We start from the raw sequence: 12,736 nt of genomic DNA, 5'->3' as shown, positions 1-12,736 counted from the left end.
GGCCATAGTTCGTAGAACGAGGGGTTGACCAGGGATGACAGTCAGAACACGCGGGTTCGGCCTCGGCTTCAGCATCGCGCTCACCCTGGCCTCAGCCCTGCTGTGGGGGGTGGCCCACCTGGCCGCCGACCGCCGGAAGACCGGCTTCGCCCTCATGGTGACGTACGTGGTGATGCTCGCCTCGATCCTCACCGTGCTCACCGTGTTCAGCAGCAGGCTGCTCTCGCTGGCCGTCCAGCCCGCCTGGCTCACCGCTCTCACCATCATGGTGGCCACGCTCGGGGTCGTCTGGACGGGCGTGATCATCTGGTCGTACATGCTCGTACGGCCGGCGCCCGCGAACCGCGTGGGCCGCGCGGTGACCACCGTCCTGACCATCGCCCTGTGCGGGCTCATCCTGGCCCCGGCCGTGTATGCGGCCCGCGTGGCCTACGTGTCGCGGGACGTGGTCAACACCCTGTTCACCGCCAACGTCTCCCCCATCGTGTCGCAGGACCCGTGGAACGGCGCGAGGCGGATCAACCTCCTTCTTCTCGGCGGCGACGCGGCTCCCGGCCGTCCCGGTGTGCGTACCGACAGCATCACCGTGGCCAGCGTCGACGTCGCCACCGGAGCGACGACCCTGCTCGGCCTGCCGCGCAACCTGCAGCGGGTACGACTTCCGGAAGGCCCGCCCAGGGACCGCTTCCCTGACGGCTTCACCGGCGCGGGCCCCGATACTCCCGGCCTGCTCAACGAGATCTTCCAGTACGCCGAGGACTATCCCGAGATGGAGCCGGGCGTACACAAGGGGCAGCGCGGCCCGGCCCTCCTCAAGAAGACGATCAGCGAAATCCTCGGCATCCCTGTCACTTACTACGCCCTGGTCGACATGAGGGGTTTCGCGCAGATCATCGATGCGATGGGCGGCGTGACGGTCACCATCAAGGACCCGATCGTCTACGGCAAGTACCGCGAGGGCCTGTTGAGCCCCGGCACCCGCAAGCTCTCGGGCCAGGAAGCGCTCTGGTTCGGCCGCTCGCGCACGGACAGCGACGATTACGTGCGCATGGGCCGCCAGAAATGCCTGCTCAACGCTGTCGCCAAGCAGGCCGATCCGGTGACCGTGCTGAACAGCTTCGAGAAGCTGGCCGTGGCGACGAAGCGTGCGATCTCCACTGACATCCCGCAGAACGTACTGCCCGACCTGGTGGATCTGGCGCAGAAGGTGAAGGACCACAAGATCAGAAGCCTGAACTTCGTACCGCCGCTGATCGACACCGTCTACCCCGACTGGACCCTGATCAGGCACAAGGTCTCCCAGGCCCTGGCCGAGCAGAGCTCGCCCACCCAGCACCCGCAGGCCGGCACGCAGACGGGAAGCCCGGAGAACCCGATCACCCTCGACTCGGCCTGCCGTTAGCCCGCCTGACGGCAGGCGCCTGCCGTCAGGCGCGTCTGAGCAGCAGCGTCACGAACCCGAGCAGGTCACGGTACCCGTCGAGCCACATCTTCCGGTGCTTCAGCGCCGCGGCCATCGCGGCGTCACCGTCGTCGCCGGGATGCCGCAGCGCCCAGTCGATGAGCGTCCCGGTCCACGACCACTCGTAGTCGTACCACTCGCCCCGCTCGCTGACGTGGGCGTACACGGTGTGATACCCGGACGACTCGGCCTGTGCCACGGTGCCCGGCAGGTCCGCGTATTCGCCGATCTCCGCCTCGATCTCCCGGCCCGGCGGCCGCTCCCAGAACCCCTCACCCACCAGCGCCAGCCCCCCGGGAGCGAGCAGGCCGCCGATCGCCTCCATCGACGGCGTCAGCCCGCCGAACGCGTGCGTGGCACCGACGCATAGCACCAGGTCGTACGGCCCGGCTGCGGCAAAGGCGGTCGCGGAGCCATGATGCAGGGTCAGCCGGTCCGCCACCCCGGCCTCGGCCGCCATCCGGCGGGCGTCGGCGAAGCCCGCGTCGGACAGGTCCACACCGTCGGCGGTGGCGTCGCCGTACAACTCAAGAAGCCGAACACTCCAGACCCCTGAGCCGCACCCCAGGTCCAGGATCCGCGCGCCGCTCGGCAGCTCGGCCCGGCGCAGCAACCGGGTCAGGTTCGCCTCGCTGATCGGGGAGGCGATCGGGTGGTCGGCGTGCGCGATATGGCTGATCATCTGTCTCTCCATACGGACAGATCCTAGTTATCCCCCTATACCAACTTGACGTGTCGGGATTTGGAGAGTTTCATATGCACATAGCCGACTTATTAAGTAGGAAATAGGGAGTAGGGCATGAACGCTCGCAGGGTGCTAGCCGCTCTGGCCGCAACCGCACTCACCGCGCTCGTGGTGGCCTGCGGGAGCAGCGCCTCTCCCAGTGGCGCGGCGAAGGAGCTGCACCTCGGCTACTTCCCGAACATCACCCACGCCACCGCCCTGGTCGGCGTCGAGAAGGGCTTCTACGCCAAGCACCTCGGCGTACCGGTGAAGACCAGTACGTTCAACGCCGGCCCGGCCGCGATCGAGGCGGTCTTCTCCGGCGCCGTCGACGCCACCTACATCGGCCCGAACCCGGCGATCAACGCCTGGGAGAAGTCCAAGGGCAAGGCCATCAACATCGTCGCGGGCGCCGCGTCCGGCGGTGTGTACCTGGTCGTCAAGCCCGGCATCAACTCGGCCGCGGACCTCAAGGGCAAGAAGATCGCCACACCGCAGCTCGGCAACACCCAGGACGTCGCGCTGCGCTACTGGCTGGCCAGCAAGGGGCTCAAAACCGACACCAAGGGCGGCGGCGACGTCCACATCGTGCCCCAGGAGAACGCGCAGACGCTGCAGACCTTCGCGACCGGTGACATCGACGGCGCCTGGGTGCCCGAGCCGTTCGCCAGCCGCCTGGTCATCGAGAGCAAGGGCAAGATCCTTCAGGACGAGCGCGACCTCTGGCCGAACAAGCAGTTCGTGATCACCCACCTCATCGTCCGGCAGGACTGGGCCAAGGCCAACCCCGACCTGCTCAAGAAGCTGCTCGAGGCGCACGTCGAGGCCACCAAGTACCTCAACGACGACCCCGCCGCGGCCGCGCAGACCGTCAACGCCGCGATCGAGAAGCTCACCCAGAAGCCGCTCAAGCCCGAGGTGCTGCAGAGCGCGTTCAAGAACATCACGTTCACGAACGACCCCATCGCCTCCTCCCTCACCGGCAGCGCGGACCACGCCGTCAAGGTCGGGCTGCTCAAGCCGGTGGACCTGAACGGCATCTACCTCTTGAAGCCACTCAACGAGGTGCTGGCCGCGCAGGGTCAGCAGTCGATTTCGGACAGGTGACGCACATGACGACGCAGGTGGTCGATCGTACGGCCGCGGTCCGGCTGGAGGCCGTCTCCAAGGTCTACGGTCACGGCGGCAACGGGCTGCTCGCCCTCGACAAGGTCTCACTGTCGGTACGGCCCGGCGAGTTCGTCTGCCTCCTGGGCGCCTCCGGCTGTGGCAAGAGCACGCTGCTCTCGCTGGTCGCCGGGCTCGACCGGCCGACGCAGGGGGAGATCTCCACGGCGGGGCGACAGGTCGCGATGATGTTCCAGGAACCGGCGCTGTTCCCGTGGCTGACGGTGTCGGCCAACGTCGAGATGGCCTTCCGCGCCGACAACCTCGCCAAGCGCGAGCGTCGTACCAGGGCGGGCGAGTTCCTTGAGATGGTCCATCTAGGTGGGTTCGGGAAGAAGCGCCCGCATGAGCTGTCCGGCGGCATGCGCCAGCGCGTCGCCCTGGCCCGCGCGCTCGCCCAGTCCTCCTCATCCTCAACATCGTCCTCGTCCTCGTCCTCGTCCTCGTTGGAGGACGGCGCGGTGCTGCTGATGGACGAGCCGTTCGGAGCGCTCGACGCGATGACCCGCGACCTGCTGCACGACGAGCTCGAGCGGATCTGGCGGGAACAGGCGCTGTCGGTCTTGTTCGTCACGCACAACGTCCGCGAGGCGGTCCGGCTCGGCGACCGGGTCGTGCTGCTCAGCAGCCGTCCCGGCAGCGTGGTCGAGGAGTTCCCGGTCGAGCTCGCCCGGCCCCGCCGCACCGACTCCGCGGAGGTCGCCGGGCTCGCCGCGAGGATCACCGACCGGCTGAAGGAAGAGGTGCTGCGCCATGGCCACTGATGGAACAGCAGTGCGCGAGCCGACCTTGGCCGCGTACGGATCGGGGGCGAGCGATGGCCGTTGACACGCACGCGCGCCAGATGGCCGGGCTCGACGCGCTGGAGTTGGCCGGTGAGCAGCGCGCCGGAGTGGCGTCCCGGGTCTGGGCGAGGCTCTGGCCGATGCTGACCGCGGTCGCGCTGGTGCTGGTCGCCTGGGAGCTGGTCGTGCTGAGCGGCCGCTGGCCCGAGTACGTCTTCGCCGGGCCGATCACCACGTTCCAGGACCTCGGGCACCGCCTCGGCGACCCCGAGTTCTACCAGGCCGTGGCGACCACGATGCGCCGGGCCGTCACCGGCTTCGCGCTGGCCATGCTCGTGGGCCTGGTCGTCGGCGCGGCCGTGTCGCGGGTGAAGGTGCTGCGGGCCGCCTTCGGCGCGCTGATCACCGGCCTGCAGACCATGCCGTCGATCGCCTGGTTCCCGTTCGCGATCCTGCTGTTCGGGCTGACCGAGAGCGCCATCACTTTTGTGGTGATCCTGGGTGCCGCCCCGTCGATCGCCAACGGCCTGATCACCGGTGTCGACTACACGCCTCCGCTGTTGCTGCGGGCCGGGCATGTGCTCGGGTTCCGGCGATTGCAGCTCTACCGGCACGTGATCCTGCCCGCGTCGCTGCCGTCGTTCCTGGCAGGGCTGAAGCAGGGATGGGCGTTCGCCTGGCGCTCACTGATGGCCGGCGAGTTGCTCGTCATCATCGCGTACCAGTCGTCGCTCGGCGAGCAACTGGCGATCTCACGGGAACTGTCCGACTCGCCGGGCCTGATCGGCACGATGATCGTGATCCTGGTGATCGGCATCGTGATCGACATGCTGTTCGAGGCCGCCGACAGCGCCCTACGTCGGCGCTGGGGCCTCAATCCGGTGTGATGCGGGTCTCCGCGCGAACCGATTACGCGCTGCGGGCGGTCACCGAATTAGCGGCGGCACCGCCGGGGCCGGTGCCGGCCGAGCGCATCGCCTCGGCCCAGAACATCCCGCGCCGCTTCCTCGACAACATCCTGCTGCAGCTCAGGCGGGCCGGACTCATCCACAGCCTGCGCGGCCCTGAGGGCGGCTACTGGCTGGCCCGCCCGGCGGACGACATCACGCTCGCCGACGTGATCGCGGTCATCGAGGGCAAGCCCGAGTATCCGGCGCACGGCGGCTACCCGGGTGTCGCGGGCCCGCTGGCCGACGTCTGGAGCGCGCTGCGCGAACACGAGGAACGCCTGCTCACGGAGGTCACCTTCGCGCAGATCGTCTCCACCACCCGCTAGGCAATCAGGCTTCCACTGCCGCGGCGTTGAAGATGCGATGCCCAAGCAGGTCTTATGCGGTACTGGACACGCACCACGTCGGGCCGGTGCCCCGCCATCGCCGCCGCCCCTCGGATGCCCAGCCGTATCGAGCCCCCGAGAAGGCATGGCCGAGATCACCGCTCGGGCGGCGGCGGGCGTATCGCATGGTTCCAGGATTCGGACGGCAACATCTTCGTCATCGAAGCCGGCATCTGATTCCCTGTCGGGGATGCGGTGCCGCTGGTGCCAGGCGTTTCAGGGAATGCGCATGTCAGGATTCGACTGCGACATGCACGTATCAATGCCCTGGTTGTAGGGCGTGTCTGGGTTGAACAGGGCGTAGGAGTACGAACAGCAGGGATTGTGGCATTCCGCCTCGGTCGGGTAGTCGGCACCGAACAGGGCCTCGACGCCGACCGCCTCATACGGCCCCGACGGCAGCTTCGGCACCTCGTCGTAGAAGTTCACCAGCCGGAACGTCTGCACGCGCAGGCCGTTGTAGTAGTCCTTGAAATTCGACTCCCCGACCTTGGGACTGGCCTGGTTGCAATGCAGGATCTTCGCGACGGGTATTCCCGCGAAGCAGGCCAGCGGAACGATCAGGGTCGCCAGGGTCGAACCGAGGCTGTGCCCGGTCACGATGAGTCTTGCGCCGCTCTCGGCGATCTGCGACAACTCGGCCGCGAAGGCGCCCTGGTCGAAGCCGTTGAAGACGTCATTGAACCCTTTCTCCACCTGGGTGTTCCTGATGGGCGTGCTTGTCGGCGGGTCATAGGGCACCAGATCGGTCTTGCCGTCCATGATGAAGTCGTCGTCCGTCTGGGACCCGCGAAAGGCCAGGAACACGGTGCTGCTGTCAGGCCCGTAGGCGAATATCGCGAAGGGTTCCGCGATCTTCTTGACGACCGGGGTGAAACTGCTCCAGAACGGGCCGCGGAACCTCCACTGGTCAAGCGGGAACGCCGGGCCGGTGATAGGGCAGCTATCCGAGGGCGTCCAGGAGAACGTGGGGGCACTCGGCTTGCCCGCAGCCTTCCATTGTTCACACATCTCGCAGGCTACGTTGACGACGAAAGAACAGGTTCGGGCGATGTCCAGGTCATAGCCGGGAGGAACCTTGAGTGGCATCTCGTTTCCGTTGGGCACCGGTACTCCTTGACGATGTCGGGACGGTCGACTGCGATCGCCGTGAACCTAACCACCCCGGCTCAGCGCTACGCATGAGTGCATAGGTTTTGGGCTACTCCATGCCATGTCCATCCAGACCGGCGACCCAATGGGTGTCACTCCTCGCCCGCTGCGGAGGGCCAGTTTCCACTCCCACAACTGCATGATCTTGTCTCAGTACGGTGCCGTCGGCGGCCACCGTCAACCGGTACTCCTGTGAGGTGCCTGACCGTCGGCCGGCGGCACCGTGCCTCGGCCAGCCATCATTGCGACGATCACCTGGCCGGCCGCAGCGCCGCACATCAGGATGATCGGTACCTGCCAGCCGGAACTGACGGTGTGGAGCAGCCCGAAAATCACCGGTCCCGCGGCGGCCAGCAGGTACCCGATCGACTGCGCCATCGCGGACAACGCGCCCGCCATGGTCGCGTCCTTGGCTCGCAGGCTGAGGAAGGCCAATGCGAGCACCAGACAGGCTCCGCCACCCAGCCCGAGAACGACGCTCCACAGCAACGCCCATCCCGGCGCCACCAAAAGTCCCAGGTAGCCGACGAGCACAACGACCGAGCTCACCGTCGCCACCGCGCGTTGATCACGTGCCCACCGCAGCGCGGCGGGCACCGCCAGGCTGGTCAACACCGCGACCATCTGGAACACGAACAGCAGCCAGCCCGCCGTGGCCGCACTCACTCCACTGTCCTGGAACACCTGAGGCAACCACGTCACGACGACATAGAAGCCCAGCGACTGCAATCCCATGAACGCCGTGACCGCCCACGCCAGCGCCGACCTCCACGGCAACCGGGGTCGGCGAATCGCCTCCGAGGCCGGCCGCGGAGTTCGCACCTGTGGAAACCACAGCACGACGGCCACCAGCGCGAGCACGATCCAGCAACCCAACGCGGTGTACCAACCGCCGGGGGCGACCTGGCTGATCGGCACCGCCACCCCGGAGGCCACCGCGGCGACGGCCCCCATCACAGTGGCGTACGCGCTGGTCAGCAGTCCCACTCTGGCAGGAAAGTCGCGCTTGATCAGGCTCGGCAGCAACACATTGCCGACAGCGATTCCCGCCCCGGTCAGCACGGTTCCCGCGAACAGCCCGATTGCCGTCGGTATCCATCGGACCGCGATCCCGAGCGTCAGCACCACGAGCGCACCCCAGAGGAGCCGCTCGGGTCCCCATCGCGCCGCCAGTCGCGGAACCATCGGCGATATCGCGGCGAACGCCAGCAACGGCAGCGTGCTCAGCAGACCCGCCGCAGCCGGAGCCAACTCCAGATCGGCTTGTACGCGATCCAGCAACGGCCCGACACCGGTCAAGCTCGGCCGTAGGTTCGCCGCCACCACCAGCAACCCCCACACCAGCAGGGCTTGCCGCTTTGAACCTGATGAGAACGCCGCCATGGTGTTGACCTCTCATGCATAATACGGAATAAGGAATCCGGATTCCGCATGAAGTCTAGGCAGAGGATCGTTTGGGATGTCAACTCCGCAGACCCGCCGCAAGACGCGTACCGACGCCGAGCGCAATCGAGATCGCGTCCTGGAGGCGGCTCGCGCGTTGTTCGCCGAGTCCGGCTACGACGTGCAGATGTCGGAGATCGCACGGGCGGCGGGCGTCGGCATCGGGACCCTCTACCGCAAGTTCCCGACGCGGGAGGCCCTGATCGAGGCCATCGCCGAGCACCGGGCCGCCGACCTCATCGCCGCCGCACGCCGACTCGCCGACGCGGACGATCCGGCTCACGGCTTGGCCGGATTTCTGCGCCATGTGGGTGAGGTACTGGCCGACGATCGCGGCATGTCCGAGGTCATCGAGAAGGCCATGGGCTCGACCGAGCCACGGGACGAGACTCGGGAGGCGCTGCTCGCCATCGTCGCGGAGCTGATCGACCGGGCGCGGGCGCGCGGCACGGTCGGCCAGGATGTGACGACCGGGGACGTCAACATGGTCATCTGCGGCTTGGCGGCGGTCATCCGCAACGCCGCGGGCGATTGGCGGCGGTACATCGAGGTCGCCCTCGACGGCCTCCGCCCCCGCTGAAACGACGGTGATGCGCGACTGTCCTGGCGGCCATGCCCTTTAGCCGTCGTGATCCATCACGTCACACCGGTGATGGCCCGCCTTTCCAGGTCGATGAGCGCGGCGAAGTCGGCGGGGTTCAGATCGTAATTGCAGAGAATGGCCGAGGTCCAGTTCATGTCGAGGTAGACGGACCAGTTGGTGTTGCCGCCCGCTATTCCGCCACCGTGGCTTATCACCCGCTGGTTGTGGAAAATGCCGGAGATGGGGCCGTACGCCATGAGGGACTCGTATCCGCCGGGGCGGGGCGGGCTGCCTGCGAGAGGAGCGGGTGGGAATTTCGCGTTCACGTAGAGGGCGGTGTAGGCCGGGTTGAGCAGCTTGTTGCTCAGCAGGGCATGCGCGAAGCGGACCAGGTCAGGTGCCGTGGAGAAGCCATTCCCGCCTCCTGTGCCGATGTAGCTGCGCGCCGAATTGGTTCCCGCGACGCCTCGTGAGCCGCCCTTGTCGAGGTTGCGGAGGCCGTCGATGCGGGAGCCGTCGCTCTGGTACATGTACGGGTGCGCGAAACGTTCGCTGCCCAGCCATTGGGGGCGGATGTAGTAAAGGGAATCCGTCATGCCGGCCGGGCGGAAGATGTGGTCACGGACATAGTCCCAGAAGGTCTGCCCCGACACTCGGGCGACGATCTCACCGAGGACCTCGTAACCGGCGCTGCTGTACTGGTGTTTGACGCCGGGAGGGAAGGCGGGTTCCTGTGACTGGAGGCGTTTTCTCATGGCGGCGAGTTGCTCGGCGATGCTGTAGTGAATCGTCGTGGAAATGTCGTCGTCGCGGGTGGGATCGCCCAGACCGCAGGTGTGGGTGAGCAGGTTGTGGACGGTGACGGTGTTCGCCGTCTCGGCCGGGTAGCCGTCGAGATAAGTGCCCAGCTTCTCGTGGAACTTCAGCTTGCCCTGTTGCGCGAGCTGCACGATGGCCAGGCCGGTGAACGGCTTGGATGCCGAGGCCAGCGGGTAGATGGTGTCCACCCGGTTGGGGATGGATTTTTCCTTGTCAGCCATTCCGTAGGCGCGCGACAGCACGGGCTTGCCGCGATAGCTGATCAGCACGGTTCCGGAGAACTTGTCGTCGGCGGCGAGCTGGGCGATGTGCTTGTCGAAGGATCCTCCGGGCCGGACGGCGTCGGGGATACGGGGCGTTTGCGCCCGAGCGGCTCCCGTGGCGAGGGGAACCGCCCCCAGCAGGCCGATCGCGGTACGTCGTGACGGTTGGTTCGCGGTCATGAAGGTGATCGAACTCGGCGGCCTGTTTCCCGGCCGTTTCCACGCCCTGCGACACCGGCGAAAAGCTGGGCGCGATCCTCAGATCGTCTCGTCCAGGTTCTCGGCATAATAGGAGATGGCCCTGGCGTAGCCGCCCGCCCGGTCTGACTCGGCGACGACCGAGAGCAGCGTACTGACGGCCTCGCGAGCCCGGCCGGAGTTGTAGAGCGCCATGGCGTTGAACGTCCGCAACCCCGCGTCGCCGGGAAACTCCGCCAGCCCGCGCTCGAACGTCTCCAGCGACTCCGCCACCCGACCCAGCACTCGGTAGGTGCTGCCCAGCCCGAGGAAGGCGCCCAGCCGGTCCTCGGCGCTCAGCCCGTCATCCGCCAGCGCGCGCACGTAGAACGGAACCGCTTCGGCCTCCAGCCCGAGCGCGTCGTGCACCCACGCGGTCTGGTAGGCCACCTCCGCGTCATCGGGATACCGCGCGGCCAGCGCCACCAGCAGCTCGCGAGCCTCCTCCCGCTTGCCCCCCGCACGCAACTCCACAGCCCGCGCCAGCTCGTCGTCTCGCTCGCCCGCCGTCGCGATCGTGGTCGCCTCGACGGCCGCCGTGCGTAGCCCCGCCGCCTGCGCCGATTCGTCGTCACTCACGCACTCAGTGTGCCATGATGAGTGCGAGATGAAACGGTAACGGTTTTCATAGTCATAATCGGAGGGTGCTTATGAAAGTGGCGTTCGTCGGCAAGGGCGGCAGCGGCAAGACGACGATGTCGGCGCTGTTCGCCAGATATCTGGCGAGCCAGGGCGGCCCGGTGGTGATCGTGGACGCCGACATCAACCAGCACCTGGCGCTGGTGCTCGGCGTCGAGGACCCGCCGGAGCCACTGGGCTCCCGGCTCACCGAGATCAAGGACCTGCTGCGGGGAGACAACCCGCGCATCCCCTCGGCCCAGGCCATGGTCAAGACGACCCCGCCGGGCCGCGGCTCCCGGTTGCTGAGCTTCAAGGACCTGGCGACCAGCGAGTTCGCGGTCACCACGCCCGAGGGCATGCGGCTGATGGCCACCGGCCCCTTCAGCGAGGACGACCTGGGCGTGGCCTGCTACCACTCCAAGGTCGGAGCCGTCGAGCTGCTGCTCAACCACCTGGTCGACGGCGCGGGCGAATACGTGGTGGTCGACATGACCGCCGGGTCCGACTCCTTCGCCTCCGGCCTGTTCACCCGCTTCGACCTGACGTTCCTCGTCGCGGAGCCGACCAGGCAGGGCGTCAGCGTCTACCGGCAATACCGCGACTACGCCGCCGACTACGACGTGCCGCTGGCCGTGATCGGCAACAAGGTGCACAGCCCGTCCGACGTCGACTTCCTGCACAGCCAGGTGGGCGACGGCCTGCTCACGTGGATGGAGCACTCCTCCGCCGTACGCGCGATGGAGCAGGGCCGCCGCTTCTCCCTCGACGACCTCGAGCCCGCCAACGCCGACGCGCTGGCCATCCTGCGCAAACACCTCGACGCGCAGGACAAGGACTGGGCCCGCTTCGGCCGCCAGACCGAGGAGTTCCACCTGCGCAACGCCCGCTCCTGGGCCAACGCCAAGACCGGCCTCGACCTGGCCGACCAGATCGACCCGGAGTTCGTCTACGGCAGCCGAGCCACCACATGACTGTCCCCTCCGGTCATCTGGAAGCCCTCACCGGCCCCGCCTAGCGTTCGCATCAATCCCCGTTGAGAGGAGACATCATGTCGCTGACCGTTCCGAACGATCTACTCGATCAGGCCAGAGCCGGCGAGGTCGACGACGCGGCGTTCATCGCCTGCGTCCGCGAATCCCTGCCGTACGCCTGGTCGGTGATCAGCGAGCTGGTCCAGCACCGCGACAGGACCGGCGCCGACTTCGCCGACAACCAGGTGCCGCCGCCGTCCGAGGAGGCCCGCGGCCAACTCCTGCGCTGCCTGGCCAGTGACGCGATGCGGGGGGCGCTGGAGCGCCACTTCGGCGTCCGCCTGGCCTTCCAGAACTGCCACCGGGTGGCGGTGTTCGCTCCGTCGGCCGCGGACGCATGGCGGGAGTTCGTCACGCCGCGCGCACAGATCCTCAACCAGAAGCCGGAGCTGGTGGACTGCTAGCTCCATCCGTGGCGGGCCGGTCCCCCCGGCCCGCCGCTGAGATGCTGGCCAACGTCGAGGTGTACGGCATTCTCGCTGCGTCTAGAGCGCGTGGAACCGTACATCGACTGAGTCCACGGCGACTCCGCCCCCGTTGGCTCGCGATCGCGTTTCCTCGGTCGAGGTTGACTTAAAAGCCTTTTGGGGAACCCCCTCGGGCTGGTCACCGCACTGCGTGCCGTTGGCCCGCTGAGCTCGCGCTCCGCCCCGGTCCGTCTCTACAGATGATCAAGGGAGCGCGCGACCAATGGGAGCAGCAGACCTGAGCAACATCGACCTGTCCGGGGCCATCTGGCGGAAGAGTTCCCGGTCCGGCTCAAACGGCGGCCAGTGCGTAGAAGTCGCAAGTAACATCCCCGGAATCGTCGCCGTCCGCGACAGCAAGAACCGTGGCGGCCCTGCACTTATCTTCACGCCCGGCGAGTGGAGAGCCTTCCTAGGCGGCATCAAGGACGGCGAGTTCGACCAACCAGGCTGACCGCCCCCGGCAGCGCAACTCTTGTCAGCACCGCATAGGGGTTATTGCCGTTTCAATTACTTGATCAAAGCGTCGGCTGGCCGCCACGGGCTAAGGGTGACCCTGCTGGCGGCGGCGCGAGATCACCGACGCATTCGTGGACCCGCTGATCACCACCGTGCACCGCATCAACGCCCGAACCGACACCTAAGT

At 67.3% G+C, this 12,736-nt stretch carries 14 protein-coding genes; 9 read left to right on the top strand and 5 right to left on the bottom strand.

Features of this window, described 5'->3' with window-relative positions; translation table 11 throughout:
• Nucleotides 1–34: 34 nt before the first annotated feature.
• Nucleotides 35–1,402, top strand: coding sequence for an LCP family protein (locus ACIBO2_RS19920; RefSeq protein WP_358534557.1), 1,368 nt, complete (start codon nt 35–37; stop codon nt 1,400–1,402).
• Between the two features lie 25 nt (nt 1,403–1,427).
• On the opposite strand, the gene ACIBO2_RS19915 is transcribed toward ACIBO2_RS19920, so the two are convergent.
• Entirely contained in the window at nt 1,428–2,144 is a 717-nt protein-coding gene (locus tag ACIBO2_RS19915) for a class I SAM-dependent methyltransferase (RefSeq protein WP_358534555.1), read from the bottom strand.
• Nucleotides 2,145–2,261: 117 nt separating this feature from the next.
• Between ACIBO2_RS19915 and ACIBO2_RS19910 the strand changes: the two genes are divergently transcribed.
• From ACIBO2_RS19910 to ACIBO2_RS19895, 4 genes are read left to right on the top strand one after another with little or no spacing between them, the layout of a single operon-like run.
• Nucleotides 2,262–3,293 (top strand): ABC transporter substrate-binding protein, encoded by a 1,032-nt coding sequence (locus ACIBO2_RS19910; protein ID WP_397298285.1) that lies wholly within the window; start codon nt 2,262–2,264, stop codon nt 3,291–3,293.
• Nucleotides 3,294–3,298: 5 nt separating this feature from the next.
• Nucleotides 3,299–4,117, top strand: coding sequence for an ABC transporter ATP-binding protein (locus ACIBO2_RS19905; RefSeq protein WP_358534551.1), 819 nt, complete (start codon nt 3,299–3,301; stop codon nt 4,115–4,117).
• Between the two features lie 53 nt (nt 4,118–4,170).
• Complete coding sequence (locus ACIBO2_RS19900; protein ID WP_358534549.1) at nt 4,171–5,025, top strand: ABC transporter permease; 855 nt, start codon at nt 4,171–4,173, stop codon at nt 5,023–5,025.
• On the top strand, nt 5,025–5,414 hold the full coding sequence (locus ACIBO2_RS19895; RefSeq protein ID WP_358534547.1) for an Rrf2 family transcriptional regulator: 390 nt from the start codon (nt 5,025–5,027) through the stop codon (nt 5,412–5,414). Before ACIBO2_RS19900 ends, ACIBO2_RS19895 begins: the two co-directional genes overlap by 1 nt.
• 276 nt (nt 5,415–5,690) lie before the next feature.
• On the opposite strand, the gene ACIBO2_RS19890 is transcribed toward ACIBO2_RS19895, so the two are convergent.
• Both ACIBO2_RS19890 and ACIBO2_RS19885 read right to left on the bottom strand, forming a co-directional pair.
• Complete coding sequence (locus ACIBO2_RS19890) at nt 5,691–6,581, bottom strand: lipase family protein (RefSeq protein ID WP_358534545.1); 891 nt, start codon at nt 6,579–6,581, stop codon at nt 5,691–5,693.
• Between the two features lie 222 nt (nt 6,582–6,803).
• Entirely contained in the window at nt 6,804–8,009 is a 1,206-nt protein-coding gene (locus ACIBO2_RS19885) for an MFS transporter (protein WP_358534543.1), read from the bottom strand.
• Nucleotides 8,010–8,085: 76 nt separating this feature from the next.
• Here ACIBO2_RS19885 and ACIBO2_RS19880 point away from each other — a divergent pair, with 76 nt between their 5' ends.
• On the top strand, nt 8,086–8,649 hold the full coding sequence (locus ACIBO2_RS19880; protein ID WP_397298282.1) for a TetR/AcrR family transcriptional regulator: 564 nt from the start codon (nt 8,086–8,088) through the stop codon (nt 8,647–8,649).
• A 56-nt stretch (nt 8,650–8,705) separates the two neighbouring features.
• Here the strand turns inward: ACIBO2_RS19880 and ACIBO2_RS19875 are convergent, their stop codons facing one another.
• Both ACIBO2_RS19875 and ACIBO2_RS19870 read right to left on the bottom strand, forming a co-directional pair.
• On the bottom strand, nt 8,706–9,914 hold the full coding sequence (locus ACIBO2_RS19875; RefSeq protein ID WP_358534537.1) for a serine hydrolase domain-containing protein: 1,209 nt from the start codon (nt 9,912–9,914) through the stop codon (nt 8,706–8,708).
• 78 nt (nt 9,915–9,992) lie between these two features.
• Nucleotides 9,993–10,550: a tetratricopeptide repeat protein gene (locus tag ACIBO2_RS19870; RefSeq protein WP_358534535.1), complete on the bottom strand. Its 558-nt coding sequence runs from the start codon at nt 10,548–10,550 to the stop codon at nt 9,993–9,995.
• 71 nt (nt 10,551–10,621) lie between these two features.
• Between ACIBO2_RS19870 and ACIBO2_RS19865 the strand changes: the two genes are divergently transcribed.
• The 3 genes from ACIBO2_RS19865 to ACIBO2_RS19855 all read left to right on the top strand — a co-directional run bounded on the left by ACIBO2_RS19865 (nt 10,622) and on the right by ACIBO2_RS19855 (nt 12,544).
• Nucleotides 10,622–11,563 carry an ArsA-related P-loop ATPase gene (locus ACIBO2_RS19865; RefSeq protein ID WP_397298588.1) on the top strand — a complete coding sequence of 314 codons (942 nt, stop codon included), beginning with the start codon at nt 10,622–10,624 and terminating at the stop codon, nt 11,561–11,563.
• Nucleotides 11,564–11,640: 77 nt separating this feature from the next.
• Nucleotides 11,641–12,027, top strand: a complete 387-nt coding sequence (locus ACIBO2_RS19860) for an SCO5389 family protein (RefSeq protein WP_397298279.1) — start codon at nt 11,641–11,643, stop codon at nt 12,025–12,027.
• A 286-nt stretch (nt 12,028–12,313) separates the two neighbouring features.
• Nucleotides 12,314–12,544: a DUF397 domain-containing protein gene (locus tag ACIBO2_RS19855; protein WP_397298277.1), complete on the top strand. Its 231-nt coding sequence runs from the start codon at nt 12,314–12,316 to the stop codon at nt 12,542–12,544.
• Nucleotides 12,545–12,736: the final 192 nt, after the last annotated feature.

Source organism: Nonomuraea sp. NPDC050022 (assembly GCF_044460705.1).
Classification (GTDB): Bacteria; Actinomycetota; Actinomycetes; order Streptosporangiales; family Streptosporangiaceae; genus Nonomuraea.
The sequence above is the reverse complement of the archived record's forward strand: the minus strand, read 5'-3'. Positions and strand labels throughout refer to the sequence as shown.

Bases quoted from the DNA above. Each gene is read 5' to 3' on its own strand.
- ACIBO2_RS19920 (WP_358534557.1), top strand. From the start codon at position 35: ATGACAGTCAGAACACGCGGGTTCGGCCTCGGCTTCAGCATCGCGCTC.
- ACIBO2_RS19915 (WP_358534555.1), bottom strand. From the start codon at position 2,144: ATGATCAGCCATATCGCGCACGCCGACCACCCGATCGCCTCCCCGATC.
- ACIBO2_RS19910 (WP_397298285.1), top strand. From the start codon at position 2,262: ATGAACGCTCGCAGGGTGCTAGCCGCTCTGGCCGCAACCGCACTCACC.
- ACIBO2_RS19905 (WP_358534551.1), top strand. From the start codon at position 3,299: ATGACGACGCAGGTGGTCGATCGTACGGCCGCGGTCCGGCTGGAGGCC.
- ACIBO2_RS19900 (WP_358534549.1), top strand. From the start codon at position 4,171: ATGGCCGTTGACACGCACGCGCGCCAGATGGCCGGGCTCGACGCGCTG.
- ACIBO2_RS19895 (WP_358534547.1), top strand. From the start codon at position 5,025: ATGCGGGTCTCCGCGCGAACCGATTACGCGCTGCGGGCGGTCACCGAA.
- ACIBO2_RS19885 (WP_358534543.1), bottom strand. From the start codon at position 8,009: ATGGCGGCGTTCTCATCAGGTTCAAAGCGGCAAGCCCTGCTGGTGTGG.
- ACIBO2_RS19880 (WP_397298282.1), top strand. From the start codon at position 8,086: ATGTCAACTCCGCAGACCCGCCGCAAGACGCGTACCGACGCCGAGCGC.
- ACIBO2_RS19875 (WP_358534537.1), bottom strand. From the start codon at position 9,914: ATGACCGCGAACCAACCGTCACGACGTACCGCGATCGGCCTGCTGGGG.
- ACIBO2_RS19865 (WP_397298588.1), top strand. From the start codon at position 10,622: ATGAAAGTGGCGTTCGTCGGCAAGGGCGGCAGCGGCAAGACGACGATG.
- ACIBO2_RS19860 (WP_397298279.1), top strand. From the start codon at position 11,641: ATGTCGCTGACCGTTCCGAACGATCTACTCGATCAGGCCAGAGCCGGC.
- ACIBO2_RS19855 (WP_397298277.1), top strand. From the start codon at position 12,314: ATGGGAGCAGCAGACCTGAGCAACATCGACCTGTCCGGGGCCATCTGG.